Annotated in this window: 7 protein-coding genes; 3 read left to right on the top strand and 4 right to left on the bottom strand. The window is 64.8% G+C overall.

Annotated elements, in window-relative coordinates; genetic code table 11:
* Positions 1-244 precede the first annotated feature (244 nt).
* From OO306_RS12165 to OO306_RS12155, 3 genes are all read left to right on the top strand, one after another.
* Positions 245-7,747, top strand: coding sequence for a type I polyketide synthase (locus OO306_RS12165; RefSeq protein WP_265968851.1), 7,503 nt, complete (start codon positions 245-247; stop codon positions 7,745-7,747).
* An 8-nt stretch (positions 7,748-7,755) separates the two neighbouring features.
* Complete coding sequence (locus OO306_RS12160; protein WP_238215131.1) at positions 7,756-9,108, top strand: aminotransferase class I/II-fold pyridoxal phosphate-dependent enzyme; 1,353 nt, start codon at positions 7,756-7,758, stop codon at positions 9,106-9,108.
* Between the two features lie 294 nt (positions 9,109-9,402).
* On the top strand, positions 9,403-10,146 hold the full coding sequence (locus OO306_RS12155; RefSeq protein WP_265968849.1) for a hypothetical protein: 744 nt from the start codon (positions 9,403-9,405) through the stop codon (positions 10,144-10,146).
* 311 nt (positions 10,147-10,457) lie between these two features.
* Here OO306_RS12155 and OO306_RS12150 read toward each other — a convergent pair whose 3' ends face one another.
* Genes OO306_RS12150 through OO306_RS12135 form a run of 4 tightly spaced genes read right to left on the bottom strand, consistent with a single transcriptional unit; the run spans position 10,458 to position 15,839 of the window.
* Positions 10,458-11,501, bottom strand: coding sequence for a phytanoyl-CoA dioxygenase family protein (locus OO306_RS12150; RefSeq protein ID WP_186682331.1), 1,044 nt, complete (start codon positions 11,499-11,501; stop codon positions 10,458-10,460).
* 3 nt (positions 11,502-11,504) lie between these two features.
* Complete coding sequence (locus tag OO306_RS12145; RefSeq protein WP_265968846.1) at positions 11,505-13,634, bottom strand: capsular polysaccharide biosynthesis protein; 2,130 nt, start codon at positions 13,632-13,634, stop codon at positions 11,505-11,507.
* The gene (locus OO306_RS12140; protein WP_323055829.1) at positions 13,631-14,200 is read right to left on the bottom strand and encodes a GNAT family N-acetyltransferase; all 570 of its coding nucleotides are present in this window, start codon (positions 14,198-14,200) and stop codon (positions 13,631-13,633) included. Before OO306_RS12140 ends, OO306_RS12145 begins: the two co-directional genes overlap by 4 nt.
* Before the next feature lie 4 nt (positions 14,201-14,204).
* Positions 14,205-15,839 (bottom strand): LTA synthase family protein, encoded by a 1,635-nt coding sequence (locus OO306_RS12135; protein ID WP_265968874.1) that lies wholly within the window; start codon positions 15,837-15,839, stop codon positions 14,205-14,207.
* Positions 15,840-15,842 lie beyond the last annotated feature (3 nt).

Here is a 15,842-nt window from a genome sequence, read left to right as displayed (position 1 = left end):
GAAACCCGCAGCACCCCAGGGTTTTCCCCACCCCCCCAACCCGCGTATCATCCCCTCACACAAATCTGAATATCCCCACGCCTGCTTCAGACCAAAGGTCTTGCGTTCCCAGCGTGCATAGCAGCTTCAGATAACCAGACGATCATCAGTGTCATAAAACGACCTGCCAGATTCATGGCCAGGCCAGGCATGCCGGCTGTCCGACGGATGGGACGGTGCCCGATGAGATTTGAAGGAATAGGTTTTGATTAAGCGTAGAAAGGTTGCAATCGTTGGCTGTTCGTACCGCTTCCCTGGATCTTCCAATGCCAGCTTTTGGCAAAACCTGATGGAGGGGCGCGACCTGGTCACCCAGGTCGACCCTTCTCGGTGGGAGAAATCTGAGTTTCTGCACCCGGACAAGGCCAACCCTGCGACCAGCTACACCTTCGCCGCGGGCACTTTGGGCGACATCAGCGCGTTCGACGCGGGGTTCTTCAATATTTCGCCGCGTGAAGCGGGGATGATGGACCCACAGCAGCGCATGCTGCTGGAAATGTGCTGGGAAACCTTCGAAAACGCCGGGGTCAAGCCGTCGAGCCTGCGCGGCAGCAACTGTGGCGTGTACCTGGGCATCGCCGGTGTCGAGCAGTCCTACCGGCTGGTCGAAGACCTGGCGTCGATTGATGGTGCAACCGCCACCGGCAACACCATGAGCATTGCCGCCAACCGCCTGTCGTTCTTCTACGACCTGCGTGGGCCGAGCATGGCCATCGACACCGCCTGTTCCTCTTCGCTGGTGGCCTTCCACCAGGCGTGCCAGGCCATCCTCAGCGGTGATGTCGACCAGGCGCTGACCGGCGGCATCAGCCTGCACATGCACCCGTTCGGCTTCATGATCTTTGCCAAGGCAACCATGTTGTCGCGCACCGGGCGCTGCCAGTCGTTCGATGAGAATGGCGATGGCTATGCGCGTTCGGAAGGCGGTGGGTTGTTCCTGCTCAAGGACTACGACCAGGCCGTGGCCGATGGCAATACGATTTTGGCCGTGGTCGCGGCCAGTGCGGTGAACACCGACGGGCGCAAGTCCAGCCTGACCCTGCCCAACGCCGAAGCCCAGGCCGCGCTGCTCAAGCAGACCTACGCCAAGGCGGGCATCAGCCCCGACCAGCTCGATTACCTGGAAGCCCATGGTACCGGTACCTCGGTCGGTGACCCGATCGAAACCCGTGCCATCGGCGAAGCACTGGCCCAGGCGCGTGGCAATGGCAACCCGTTGCCGATCGGCTCGGTCAAAAGCAACCTTGGCCACCTGGAAGCCGCGTCCGGTGTGGCGGGCCTGATGAAGGCGCTCAACTGCCTGACCGAACGCACCGTGCCGGCCACCATCGGGGTCAAGGCGCTTAACCCGAATATCGCGTTCGGCGACCTGAACCTGCAGGTGGTCACCGAGCCGCTGCCGCTCAAGCCTGAAGGCCAACTGACGGTCGGCGTCAACTCGTTCGGCTTTGGCGGCGCCAACGCGCATGTCATCCTGCAGAGCCCCGAGCCGCAGGCTGCGCCGGCTAAAGCTGCCGAGGCGCGACGCGTACCGTTGCTGCTCAGCGGCAAGACCGAACAAGGCCTGCGCGCCACCGCCGAGCGCTTTGCCGCGTACTTGGCCGCCCACCCAGAGCTGGATTATTACGACGTGGCCTATCAGGCCATGTACCGCCGGGACGCGCACAGCCATCGCCTGCTGCTGGTCAGCGACAATGCCGCCGAAGCCGCCCAGGCCCTGGACGACTATGCCCAGGACCCAACCCTCAGTGAACTGAGCGCGGTGCTCGAAGCCGGCCAGGCACTGGAAGCCGCCTCGGCGCCGGTGTTCGTCTACTCCGGTAACGGCTCGCAGTGGCAAGGCATGGGCCGGGCGATGCTCGGTCAACCGCTGTTTGCTGCTGCGGTGGATGAAGTGGATGCGTTGTTCCAGCCACTGGCGGGCTATTCGTTGCGCTCCGAGCTGCTGGGTGACAACGGCGAAGGCCGTTATGCCCGCACCGAAATCGCCCAGCCGGCGCTGTTTGCCTTGCAAGTGGCGGTGACCCGTGTGCTGGCCGCCGAAGGCATCCACCCTGTCGCGGTGATCGGCCATAGCGTCGGCGAAGTGGCCGCGGCCTGGGCCAGTGGTGCCCTGAGCCTGGAAGACGCCACCCAAGTGATCTACCACCGCAGCCGCCTGCAAGGGCTGACCCGCGGTACCGGGCAGATGACCGCCGTGGGCCTGTCGGGTGAAGCCGCTGGCGAGCTGATCACTGAACTGAAGCTGGACGGCCGCCTGGTCGTTGCCGGTGAAAACAGTGCCCGTGGCGCCACCCTGGCAGGTGAGGTCGACGCCCTGACGCTGCTGGAAGAAACCCTTGCCGAGCGCCAGGTGTTCGCCCGCCGCCTGGACCTGGACTACGCCTTCCACTCGCCAGCAATGAACCCGATTGAACAGGCCGTCATCGACGACCTCGCGCACATCCGCCCGCGCGCCACGCAGATCCCGTTCTACTCCACGGTGGTCGGCGGCGAGCTGGATGGCGAGCGCCTGGGCAACCACTACTGGTGGCAGAACATCCGCTTCCCGGTGCTGTTCCAGGGCGCCTTGGACGCGCTGGTGCGCAACGGCCACAACCTGTTCGTCGAGATCGGCCCGCACGCGATTCTGCGCAGCTACGTCACCGATGTGCTGAACCAGTGCGAGCAGCCTGGCCAGGTGGTCGGCACGCTCAAGCGCAACGACCACAGCCCGTTGCTGCTGGAACGCACCGTGGCCCGCCTGCTGATTGCCGGCGTCGAGCCGCAGTGGGCAACGCGCTTCCCGGTTGCCGGGCGCCAGGTACGCCTGCCGAACTATGCCTGGCAGCGTGATCACTTCAGCTTGCCGGTGAGTGCCGAGTCGCACAGCCCCTTGAACCGCAAGCGCGTGCACCCGTTGCTGGGTTACCCCGTCGTCGACCAACCGCTGACCTGGGAAAACCGCCTGGACACGCAACTGTTTCCGACCCTGGCCGACCACAAAGTGGGCGAGTCGGTGCTGTTCCCCGGTGCTGGTTTCACCGAGTTGGCCCTGGCGGCGGCGCAGTTGCACCAGCCAGGTGAGTTCGTTGACATCGAAGAGCTCGAAATCCACAACCCGCTGCTGCTGAGCAGCGAGGGCAGCAAAAAAGTCCGCGTGCACATCGAAGAGGCCGACGGCACGCTGCGCATCATTTCGCGCAACCTGGCGCAGCATGAAGACTGGGTGCAGCACGTGGTCGCGCGCCTGCCGGGCGAAGCCCGTGGGGTCATGCTGGACACCCGTGCGCCGGCGCTGCCACAGCGCCCGGCGGACTTCAGCGGCGAGCAGCACCTGGCTCTGACCTGTGCGGTCGGCTTGAACTACGGCCCGGCCTACCAGACCGTCGCCGCGGCTTGGGTCGAAGAAGAGCGGGTGCTGGCGCAACTGGCCGTACCTGCCGCCATCGAGCACGAACTGGACGCGCTGCACCTGCACCCGGCGCTGCTGGACGGTGCCTTCCAGCTGATTACCGAACTGCTGGCCAGCCGCCCGGGCCGCAACAACGGGCTGGCCTTCATCCCCGTCAAGCTGGGGCGTATCGCCTTCAGCACGGCAGGTGCTGTGCCGGTGCTGGCTGAGGTACGCCAGCGCAAGCGCACCGCGCATTCGCTGTTGGTTGATTTCACCCTGTTCGATGCCAGCGGCGCTGCCGTGCTGGCGATCAAGGATGCGCGCATGCGCGCCGTGCGCCTGCAGTACGACCGCAGTGGCGATATCAAGCGCCTCGGCCACGTCGGCCTGGCCGCACCGGGCAATGCCGTTGCCGTGCAACGCCACGCCGTGGCCGGTACGCCGGTGGCTGACGCGCTGCACAGCCTGGCCGACGAGCCGGCGCAGTTGCGTTACCTCAATGAAGTCGAACCGCTGCTGGATGTGCTGTGTGCCAGCTTTGTGCTCGACCTGGTTGAGCAGGCCGGTGGCCAGCTGAGCGCCGAACAGGTCGCGCTGTGGTCCCAGGGCCAGGGCGATTACCTGGCGACCCTGCTGCGCCACGCCGAGCAGGACGGCAATGTGCTGCGCAACGCCGATGGCAGCTGGCAGTTGGTCGACAGCGACGAGCGCCCGTCGTCGGAGGCCATCTGGCAGGAACTGTTCCAGAGCTACCCCGAGTACTTCCAGATCATTCATTCGGTGGGGCGTATTGGCCGTCACCTGCCGACCTTGCTGACGGGCGAGCAAACGCTCGAAAGCCTGTTGCCGCGCGAAACCAGCGGCAGCAGCCTGGCGCGCCTGGTGCTCGGTGCGGCCGGCCAGCAGCGCCTGCTCACCGGTATCAGCCAAACCTTGGCCGTGCGCCTTGAGCAATTGCCGGCCGGGCAGCGCCTGCGTGTGCTGGAAATCGGCTTTGGCGGCGCATCGTTTGCCGAGCTGCTGTACGCAGGGCTCGACTTCGACCGCATCGATTATGTCTACGCTGTGGCCGAGCCCGAGCTGCAGCAACGCCTGCATGACGATTGCCCTGCGCTGAGCGTGCTGAGCCTGGAGCAACTGGCCGACGCCGGCCGCTTTGACTGGGCACTGGTGCCGACCGACCTCGCCGCACTTGGCGCAGTGGGCGATGCCTTGCGCCAGGCCAGCGCGCAGCTTAACCCCCATGGCCAACTGGCGCTGCTGGGGCAATACCCGGCGCGTTGGGCTGACTTTGTCTTCGGTGGCGAGCCTGACTGGTGGCTGGCTGGCCCGCAGCACGCGCTTTCGCGTCAGCAGGCCCCGGCCTTCTGGAGCCATGAACTGCAACGCCACGGCCTTGGCCCGCTGCACACCGTCGATGCCTTGCCTGGCAGCGCGTGCGGTAGCTACGTGCTGCTGGCCGACAAGCCTGCGGGCGCTGTGCATGCCTCGGCAGAGGTGCCTGTGCAACACTGGGCGTTGCTTGCCGAAGCCGGGCAGGGCGCTGCCGAGTGCTTGGCCGCACAACTGCGTGCCAAAGGCCAGCTCGTGAGCCTGCTGCTGCCTGGCGATGCGCAGGCGCTGGCTGCCCAGCTCAGCGCGTTGGACCAGGCGCCAGCGCATGTGCTGCACCTGGCAGGCTTCGACAGCGCCGCCGGCCTAGACAACCAGGCTGAGCGCTGCCTGCAGGCAGCCGCACTGGTGCAGGCCTGCGAGGCCTTGGCGCTGGCGCCGCAATGCTGGCTGCTGACCCGTGGCGCTGCCGAACACCTGTACGGCACCGACACCGCCGCCGACGTCGCGGCCATCGCTGACGCGGCGTTCTGGGGCTTTGGCCGCACCCTGGCCAACGAATCGGTCAACTGCCGCATTCGCCTGCTGGACCTGGCCCACGCGGCACCGATCGACCACGTGCTGCCCTCATTGCTGCACGCCGACAGCGAAACCGAGTTGGCGCTGGACGCCGAAGGCCGCCGCTATGTGCCGCGCCTGCGTGTATTGGCAGACCAGCCCGCCAGCGCCGACAGCGCAGCGCAGTGGGTGTGCCTGGGCTTCGACCTGCCTGGCCAGCTTCGTAACCTGCGTTGGGAGCTGCGCGAGCCGCGCCAACCGGCGGCGGACGAGCTGGACATCGCCGTACGGGCCACCGGCCTGAACTTCCGCGACGTGATGTTCGCCCTCGGCCTGCTGTCTGATGAGGCGATCGAGAACGGCTTCTCTGGCCCAACCCTGGGCTTCGAGTTTGCCGGTGTGGTGCAAGGCAAGGGCGCTGACGTGCTTGGCGACTTCGCCCCGGGCGACCGCGTGGTGGGCTTTGGCCCGTGCAGCTTCGCCAACCGCCTGGTGACCAACGCCAACGCCGTGGCACGCATCCCAGAGGGGATGTCGTTCGAAGCGGCAGCGACCATTCCGAGCACCTTCTTCACCGTGTACTACGCGCTGCACCACCTGGCACGCGTAGAGCCGGGCGAGAAAGTGCTGATCCACGGCGCGGCTGGCGGCGTGGGCATCGCCGCGATCCAGATCGCCAAGTGGCTGGGTGCCGAGATCCACGCCACCGCCGGCAGCGACGAGAAGCGCGACTTCCTGCGCCTGCTGGGCGTGGACAACGTCTACGACTCGCGTTCGCTGGCCTATGCCGACCAGGTACTGGCCGCAACCGGCGGGCGTGGCGTCGATGTGGTGCTCAACTCGCTGGCGGGCGAGGCGATCAACCGCAACCTGCGTGTGCTGAAGCCGTTTGGCCGTTTCCTCGAACTGGGCAAGCGCGACTTCTACCAGAACACCCGTATCGGCTTGCGCCCGTTCCGCAACAACATCAGCTACTTCGGCATCGACGCCGACCAGCTGATGAGCGAACGCCCGCAACTGACCCGTCGCCTGTTCGCCGAAATGATGGCGCTGTTTGCCCAAGGCATCCTGCACCCGCTGCCATTCCGCGAGTTCGACGCCAACCAGGTGGTCGAAGCCTACCGCTACATGCAGCAGGCGCGGCAGATCGGCAAGGTCGTTATCACCTACGCCAACCCGATCGAACGCACGGTCGACACCCGCGCACAACCGCTGCGTAACGTGCAATTGGCAGCCGATGCCAGTTACCTGGTCACCGGTGGCCTGGGTGGCTTCGGCCTGCGCACGGCGCAATGGTTGATCGACAAGGGCGCCCGCCACCTGGTGCTGCTGGGCCGCCGTGGCCCGGCCAGTGCCGAGGCTCAGCCGCAGCTGGCGCTGTGGCAGGCTCAAGGTATCGATGTGCAGGCAGTGGCTTGCGATATCACGGATGCCGGCCAGCTGCGCGCGGTGTTCGAGCGCATCGCAGCCAGCCCATGGCCGCTGCGAGGCCTGGTGCATGCGGCGACAGTGATCGACGACAGCCTGATCCGCAACCTCGATGGCGACCAGCTGCATCGCGTGCTTGAGCCCAAGGCCAAGGGCGCGCAGTACCTGCATGAACTGACCCAAGCGTTGCCGCTGGACTTCTTCGTGATGTTCTCGTCGGCCACCACCCTGTTCGGCAACCCCGGCCAGGCTAACTACGTCGCCGCCAACCACTGGCTCGAAGCCTTGGCGCGCCACCGTCGTGCCCAAGGGCTGGCGGCCACTGCAGTGCTGTGGGGCGCGATTGACGACGTCGGCTTCCTGGCCCGCAACAGCCAGATCAAGGATGCCCTGCAAAGCCGCATGGGCGGTGCTGCCCTGCGCGCCGAGGCGGCCCTGGCCCAGCTCGAAGCCATGCTGCTGAGCGGTGACAACGGCCAAGGCGTGCTCGAGCTGGACTTCAAAGCCCTGTCGCGCTTCCTGCCGACCGCCACCTCGCCACGCTTCAGCGAACTGGCCCGTGCCCACGGCGGTGACCAGGAAGACGACAACGGCGGTGAAGACATCCAGCGCATGCTGGCCGAGCTTGACGATGCCGAATTGCTCGAGCGCTTTGCCGAGATGCTCAAGCACGAGGTGTGCGAGATTCTGCGCCTGCCGCCCGCGCGCCTGGATGCACAGCGCCCGCTGCAGGAACTGGGGCTGGACTCGCTGATGAGTGTCGAGTTGGTGGTGGCGTTGGAAGAGCGCTTCGGCATTCGCCTGCCGGTCATGGAACTCAGTGACAGTTCCAGCATCGATAAGCTCAGCGTGCGCTTGCTTGAGCTGTTGCGCGGTGAAGCCGGCACTGGCGAAGACCAGCTGGCGCAAAACGTGCTCGCCCGTCATGGCAGCGAACTCAGCGCCGAACAAGTGGCTGAACTGAATGCAGAACTGGCCGAGACCAGTGTGGCACCTAACCGATTGATTGACTAAGAGCTCAGATGACAGCCAAAACCCCGACCGGCCTTGGTGGCGACGCCAAGCAACGCCTGATCCAGCAAGCCCTTGCGCGGCGCCGTAACACAGGCGCCGAAGGCGCGGAAGGTGCCACCCTGGAGCAGGTGCAGCAGGCTGCATTGAAGGTGCCTGAAGCGTTTTACCGTTTCGACCAGCACCCGGGTTACCAGCACCTGCGGGTGATGCAACAAACCGCGCAGCGGCTGGGGCTGAGCAACCCGTTTTTCCGCTTGCACCAAGGCACCGCCGGCGCGCAGACCCAGATTGGCGAGCGCGAGTACCTGAACTTCGCCAGTTACAACTACCTGGGGTATTCCGGCCACCCCAACGTTGCCGAGGCGGCCAAGGCGGCGATCGACCGCTACGGCACCTCGGTGTCTGCCAGCCGCCCGGTCTCGGGTGATCGCCCGCTGCACCGTGAGCTGGAGCAGGGGTTGGCCAGGCTGTACGAGGTGGACGACGCCGTGGTGATGGTCAGCGGCCATGCCACCAACGTCACCACCATCGGCTACCTGTTCGGGCCGCGCGACCTGGTGGTGCATGACGAGCTGATTCACAACAGCGTCCTGCAGGGCATTCAGTTGTCCGGTGCACGGCGTTTGAGCTTTGCGCATAACGACTGGCAGGCGCTGGACCGCCTGTTGAGCGAGCAGCGCCAGCACTTCGAGCGGGTGCTGGTGGTGGTCGAAGGCATCTACAGCATGGACGGCGACTACCCTGAGCTGCCCCGGTTCGTCGACATCAAGCGCAAGCACAAAGCGTTTCTGATGGTGGATGAAGCGCATTCGCTGGGCGTGATGGGGGCCACGGGTAAAGGTATCCGTGAGCACTTTGGCCTGGCGGGTGATGACGTCGATATCTGGATGGGCACCTTGAGCAAGACCTTGGCCAGTTGCGGCGGTTATATCGCTGGCAGCACGGCGCTGATCGAGCATCTCAAGTTTCTGGCCCCGGGCTTTTTGTACAGCGTCGGTATGCCGCCGGCTGTCGCAGCGTCGGCCTTGGCGGCGTTGCAGCTGCTGGCGGCGGATAACGGGCGGGTTGCCCAGGTGCAGGCGCGGGGCGAGTTGTTCTTGCGCCTGGCGCGTGAAGCGGGTCTGGACACCGCCACCAGCACCGGGCTTGCGGTAATCCCGGTGATTACCGGCAGTTCGTTCAAGGCGGGGCGGTTGTCCAGTGCCTTGTTTGAGCGGGGCATCAATGCCCAGCCGATCGTCTACCCGGCCGTGCCGGAGCAGGCGGCGCGGGTGCGCTTCTTTGTCTCGTGCGAGCATACGCCTGAGCAGATCCAGCACACCGTGGCGGTGGTCGCTGAAGAGATGGCGCGGCTGGGGTGATGGGGTAAGGGCTGAGGGGCTGCTTGGCAGCCCTTGTGGCGTGCCATCAATGAGCCATCAATGATAGCTGGAATCTGGCCACTGCAAAGCGGCTAATCATATTAAATCGAAGCAAGAAAAGTCGAACTTACTTCGAGCGCTCTAGTGTTAAACATCTAAATAATTCCTTTTTAAAACGACGCACAAAAGTGTCTGTGTAAAGTTTGCGTAACGCCTGCAACTTTAAAAAATACGACTATCGTGATCATTAACCGGGCCACCCCCTGGGCCCGTCGTGTATCCGATGGAGTACTTATGAGCAGAGTGACTCTTGCTGCTGTTGTATCGGTGTGCGTCTGCGCCGTGCCAACCGTTTGCGATGCGACTTCTCACACTGCACCGGCTTTTGCGTTTGGCTTACAGGGAAGCTACACCGAACAGGAATTCACCGGGCACGGTAAAACCGACACGGAACATTTGCCAGAAGGCGGCGCATTCATAAATTTCGGCAACAAAATGACGTCAACCGACGGGTTCATTTACCAGGCAGAACTCAGCGGCCTCTATAGCAAGCACCAGAACCAGAAGGTCAAGGACGCGCAGGCCGACCTCGACCTGGGCTGGCGTATTGCGCTGGCTGAGCGCCATTCCGTCGACCTGCTGGTGGGCGGCGGTTACAAATGGAACCGCCTGCAGCCGAACAACCGCAAGTACGACATCGACCTCACCAACCGCACGCCTTTTGCCAAGGTGGCGTTGGGTTACAACTACCGGTTCAATACCGCGACCCTACGTTTTGAAGCTGGCGTGCGTAAGCTGATCAATGGTGATTCGCAATTGGAGATCCATGGCATCAGCAACGAGAAAGTGGATTTGAAAGACGGCACTCACCCATTTGCCGAAATGAGCCTGCTGTTTAATCAGGACGGCGTGGTCCCGGTGATTGCCTCGTTGTATTACAGCCGCTTTGAATATGAGTTGGACGGGCAGTTTGTAATGACCCCAACGGATACTCAGGTGCAGGATGAATACGGTATAAAACTTGGCGTCAGCTTTTAACCCTGCACACGCAAGGGCTTTCGTCACGCGCAGCCCCTTGTAGGCTGCGAAGAGGCCAGTACTAGCACAATCAATCTTCGCTGCTGCCACTGGCGTCTTCGCAGCACAAGGCTGCTCCTACAGGTGTCTGTGCTGACCGAAGGAATAATTGAGCGCACGCAAGGGCTTTCGCCAGGCGCAGTCCCTTGTAGGAGCAGCCTTGTGCTGCGAAGAGGCCGGTACTAGCACAATCAATCTTCGCTGCTGCCACTGGCGTCTTCGCAGCACAAGGCTGCTCCTACAGGTCCGTGCTGACCGACGGGATAACCGCCTCAAATATGCGGCGGCTCATAGGCATTCAGCTGCTCCACAAACCGCCAATGGCTCTTCTTGTCAAAACCCATCCAGCGCTTCAGGCGGATGTCCCAGCGCATGTGATGGTTGGCAATCCACGGCAGGGCAAACAGGTGCGCGCCGCGCCAAGGGATGAACGGATTGCGCCGCAAGCTGGCGTAAATTTCTACCCGGTGGCTGGCCTGGTGGCTGGCGCAGCGGGCGTGGAAGCCGGATGTGTCAGCCACCACCAGGGTGTTGGCGGGCACCGCAAAGCGGCGCGGCTGCGGCAGGCCGAGGGCGGCGAGGTCGGGGGTGTCGATACGGAACGAGCCCTCGCGGTGCATCTGCTCGGTCGAGCGCGCAGCGCCCAGGCTCTGCTGATACTCCCAGGCCAGGCGCTCGGGCGTCAGGCGGTGCGACCCCGGCACATAACTGAAAGGCCCTTGGTCGTCGGCCACGTCATCCAGGAATAACCACGCTTTAGCGGTGGGGTGGAAGGTATCTGCGTGCAGGCGGGTTTGCGGGTCTTGGTCGGCATTGGCAGCATCGATGATGATCGACTGCAGCTGATAGGTAATGCCGCCCGTGTTGGACGATGCATAGGCAATCAGGTCCCGTACCCCACGGTCCGCCACAAACGCCGCACTGGCCGGGTTGCTGGCCAGCACATCCTGGTCAAGGCTGACCCGGCGGGTAACCGCACGCCCTTGGCGCATCTCCCAACCCGTGCTGCGCAAGGCACCCAACTCTGCGCGCAACGCCGCGAACTGGTCAGCGGGCAGGGCGTTTTCGCGGATGAAAAACCCGTTTTCCTCAAAATGCGCACGCTCGCCGGCATCCAGGCGCGATGCCAGGGCCTGGCGACGGTAGCTGGCCATGGCCATCGCCAATTGGCGACGCTGCACATGCAGGCCAAGCGCATTCAGCCGCGCACTGCCGAGCACCGGGTTGTTCTCGAACGATTTCGCGTGGGTGGCCAGTTGCATGCAATGCCAGGGGAGCGCCGCATAGCGGCCGATGTCCTTGATCGATACGGGCATGTTCTAGTCCTTTGATGGGGCCAGTGGCCGGCCGCAGCCGAGCATGGTCCGGGAGTAATTGAGCAGCGGCGCCACGCGCCGGTGTTCGGCCAACCGCGCAGGGCGCGGCATCGACAGGCAAGCGAGGGCGTGCCAGGCATCGCAGGGCAAGTCTTGCTGAACGTCGGCATAGCTCGCATAGCGCATCAAGGCGCCGGCTACCAACTGGTCCAGGGTCAGGCGCCGGGTGCGGCGCGGCAGCGGCTGGTGGTCGTGGGTCAACCCCCAGCCGGCATAGAACGGTGTGCCGTAAGTCACCACCGGCACGCCGCGCAGCAGCGCTTCGAAGCCAGCGGTGGAGCTCAAGGTGTGCAGCGCATCGACCTGGCCGTAGAGGCTGGCGATATCGACACCGCCCAACACCTGGTCAGCCAGGCCCGTCAGTAGCGCCGGGGCAACCTGGCCCTGGCGCTTGCCGGCCTCGACGTCCGGGTGAGGTTTGTAGATGATCCAGGCGTCCGGCAACTGCGCGCGCACCCGTTGCAGCAGACGCAGGTTGCAGCCTGCGCCGCCGCCACTGCACAGCGCCGAAGCGTCATCCTCGACCTGGCCGACCACCAGCACCCGTGTTTGGCCCGGCTGGCTCAGCAACGGCGGCATTGGCCCGCTGCGCAGGTTGAATTTGCTGGTGCCGCTGGCGACGATCTGCGCCCTTAACTGCGCGGCTTCGGCCAGGCTGGCGTCATCGAAATCGGTATTGAGCAGCAGCCATTCCAGGTCACTGTCCGACGCGGCGTCATAGTGAATGCCGCCACGGTCCAGCACCAACGACAGGGCCGGGCTGTTACTCACCCCCAACCCCGTGGACCGCATGAAGCCGTCCTCGACCCGCCAGATCGGCACCCCCTGCTGGCGCGCGCGTTCAGCCAGGCTGGCGGGCTCCCGCGCCGCCCACACCAGCAGCCGGCCGTTTTCTGCCGCCACCTGCTGCACCAGTTGCGGGCTATCCACGGTAAAGCGCAGCTGGCCCCAGCGGCTGGCAAAGAAGCGGCGAATGTTGTGCTGCTTGTGGCGCTTGACCCCCAGCACCGTGGTAGGCCCGGCAAATTCAGTGTCGCGTGCCTTTTTGCGCGCCAGCTGGCGAGCGACGGTCAGCGCATCGGTCAGCTGGCCGGTGAGCGGGTCGACATAGCGGCAATAACGAATGTACGCCGCCGCCACCAGTTGTTCCAGGCTCGGCCGCGCCTGGCGGCGGGGGATGGGCATGCGGTCGTCGGTCAGGCCCCAGCCAGCGTAAAACGGCAGCCCGAAGCAGGTCACCGCCACGCCCTGAATCAACGCCTCGAGCCCAGCCTGGCTGGTGCCCACATACACCCGCTGTGCCCGCTTGGCCAACGACGCCCACGCCACTGGCCGTGCCTCCAGCGGCACGCCCCGGGCTTGCGCTGCGGCCAGCAGGCAGCTGGGTTTCTGCCCGCCCAGGCAGTCCGGGTGAATACGCACCCGCACATCGGCATCCGGGTGCTCGGCCAAGGCGACATCGAGCATGCGCACGTAGTCCGCTTCGCACAAACCGCCACCGGGGATTGAATAGTCGCCCGCCGTCTGGTCAACCACCAGCACCAACGGCCGCTCACGGCCCAGCGGGTCGTCTGCGGGCAGGTCCTGGGCATTGTTGTACTTGCCGATGCCCGTGCTGCGCATCAGCGAGATCAGCGCGTGCGCGCACTCCAACTCGTGCTCGGTCAGCGCCTCGGGCTGTTGCAGGATGTTCTCGAGCAGCGAAGGCCGGTCTGCCAGGTAGTGAATGCCTATCGGGTCGACCACCATCGACATCGGCGTGTCGCCTTCGATGCCCAGCGACGAAGACCGTAAAAAACCGTCCTCCAGCGCGATATAAGGCAGCCCCCAGCGCTGGCACAACACGCGCGCCTGCGCAGAAGACTGCTTGTAGCCGATGCCGGCAATCGCCTTGAGCCCCTTCGGCGCCTTGCTTCCCCGGCGCCACAGCCAGAAGGGCGGGCCCTCGGGCCCAAGAAACTGCGGCAGGTGCAGCACCTTCCAGGCAACCCACTGCGACATGATGCCGACCCAACCCGGGCCGTCCACCAGTGCTTGCAAGGCCACCGCTGCCGGCGCTTCAATACGGTTCATGGCACCCCCCGCCACATGCCACGCACCGGCGGGAACGGCACCCAACGCTTGCGGCGCAGGGCAAAGCCATTGTGCAGGTACAGCCGTTTGGCCCGCGGGTTGTTCAGCGGCACTTCCAGTTCGACCTGGGTAAAGCCCAGCTTGGCCGCATGCGCACAACACGCCTGCACCAACGCCGCCCCCATGCCTTGCTGGCGAGCCGCCTTGCTCACGCGCAGCCCATACAACAAGAACGGGTAACGCCATTCGCGCAGCTCGCTCAGGCAAAACCCGGCAAAGCGCACCCAGCCACTGATTAGCCCGAACTCGCGAATGAACGGCCGCCAGTGCAGTGCAAATGGCCCACGCCCGTCATGCTTCAAGGCGGCAAAGCCCAGCGCCTGCTCGCCCTCGAAGGCCAGCAGCACGCGGTCCCAGTGGATGGCCCCGCCCAGCAGGCGATAGCGGCAAGCAGGGTTACCAATCAGAAACGCCAGCGAACCGCGCCCCTGGGTCAGCAACTGGGCCAAGGCAGGGTCTGCGGCACGCTCCGGCGCCAGGTCCGATCCCAGAACAATGCGCACCACGTCTTCAGGCTACCCCAGCCACGGCACTGTGCGCCGCCTGGCCCTGTGCGGGCGCCTGGGCGTGTGCCAGCAGTGCGCTGGACAGCTTGTGCACAGCGATGGGGCACGCTTGGCTGCCAGGCTGGCGCCGGTTGGACCAGATCAGGTAGTCAGTGTCGCCGGCCGGCGCGCCGACCGCCTGGTAAACCTCGGGCAGGATCGGTACATGGTCACCAAAGAAGCACAGCAGCGCCTCGTTCGGATGGCTCAGTAACGTTTCGCGCAGCATGCCAAGCATGCGATCGGCATTGCCGATATGCCGCAGGTAAGGCGCCAGGTCTTGCATGCCCGGTTGCAACGGGCGGTCGAACCAGGCCGGCAGCTCGTGCTCGGCCACGCTTTCCAGGTGCAGCGGCCCGTGGTTTTCCATGGTGACCGCGTGGATGAACAACGGCTGAGTACGCCCAGGCGCCTCCAGCAGTTCGCGAATCTTCTGCGCAACCGCACAGTCGCCAATGAACGGCCCAGCCTTTTGCGACGGGTTGAACGCGCGCACATCGATGAACTCATCGAAGCCCAACGCCGGCAGCACTTTATTGCGACCGTAGAACCCACCGTCATACGGGTGAATGCACACCGTGCGGTAGCCCAGCGCCTTCAGCCGCGAAGCGATGCTCGGCAAGCCCCGGCGCGCCAGTACGCGATAAGGGTTGAAACGGTGCACGCCAAGCCGCTCGGACGGGATGCCCGTGAGGTAGGCGAATTCGGTACGCACCGTGTTGGCCCCCCACGCCGCCACCTGCAGCTTGCCGCGCGCGAGCGCCTGGCTGGCCAGCACGTCATACTCGCCCAGCACCTCAGCCCGCACGCCAGGCCACAAGCCACGCACATCAAAGAACGACTCGCTCTGCACCGACACCAAGTCCGCCAGCCCATTCCCCGTGGGAGCGGCTTTACCCGCGAATGCACCAGCCGCCCTGACACTACCCTCACAGTCAACCGGCGACCCCACCCCACCCCCATTCCCTGTGGGAGCGGGTTTACCCGCGAATGCGCCAGCCGCCCTGACACTACCCTCACAAGCAAACGGCGACCCCAACCCAGCCTGATCAACCGGCGCCCGCGCCGCCCAAAAATACCGCCACAAACTAGCCGCCAACCCCCAGCCCCGCACATCGCGCTCGGCATCAAAGCTCGGCACCACCCGACGATGCCCCAACCGCAGCAACCCCAGGCCAATCACCACCGGCAGCAACGCCTCAACCCGCGCCCCCGGCACCTCGAAGCGCAAGCCCGCCCACAGGTAAACCAGAAACCCGATCGCCAGCACTGCCGCCTTGCCAAACCCAAAGAACGGCAAATACAACCGCGGAAACTTCACCGCATCACTGAAGTACTCGAAATCCGCACACACAAACGGTTCGCGCAGCGAGTGGTACTTCGAGTTGCTCACCAGCACGATCAGCACCCACAGCAACAGCAGGTTCACACCACTGAACAGCGGCCGTGCGGTCAGCGCATACAGCAACCCAAACCCCACGCACCACAACCCCACATGCAGCATCCAGCAATCAGCCGGGCGGCGCAGGGCAGGGCGGGGTATCAACAGGCGTTCGACCAGCACGGTCAGCATCAGGCCGATCAACGCAACCGGCAGCAGAGA

It is taken from the genome of Pseudomonas sp. DCB_AW, assembly GCF_026240895.1.
Classification (GTDB): domain Bacteria; phylum Pseudomonadota; class Gammaproteobacteria; order Pseudomonadales; family Pseudomonadaceae; genus Aquipseudomonas; species Aquipseudomonas kermanshahensis.
This window is presented reverse-complemented; position numbering and strand designations above follow the sequence as displayed.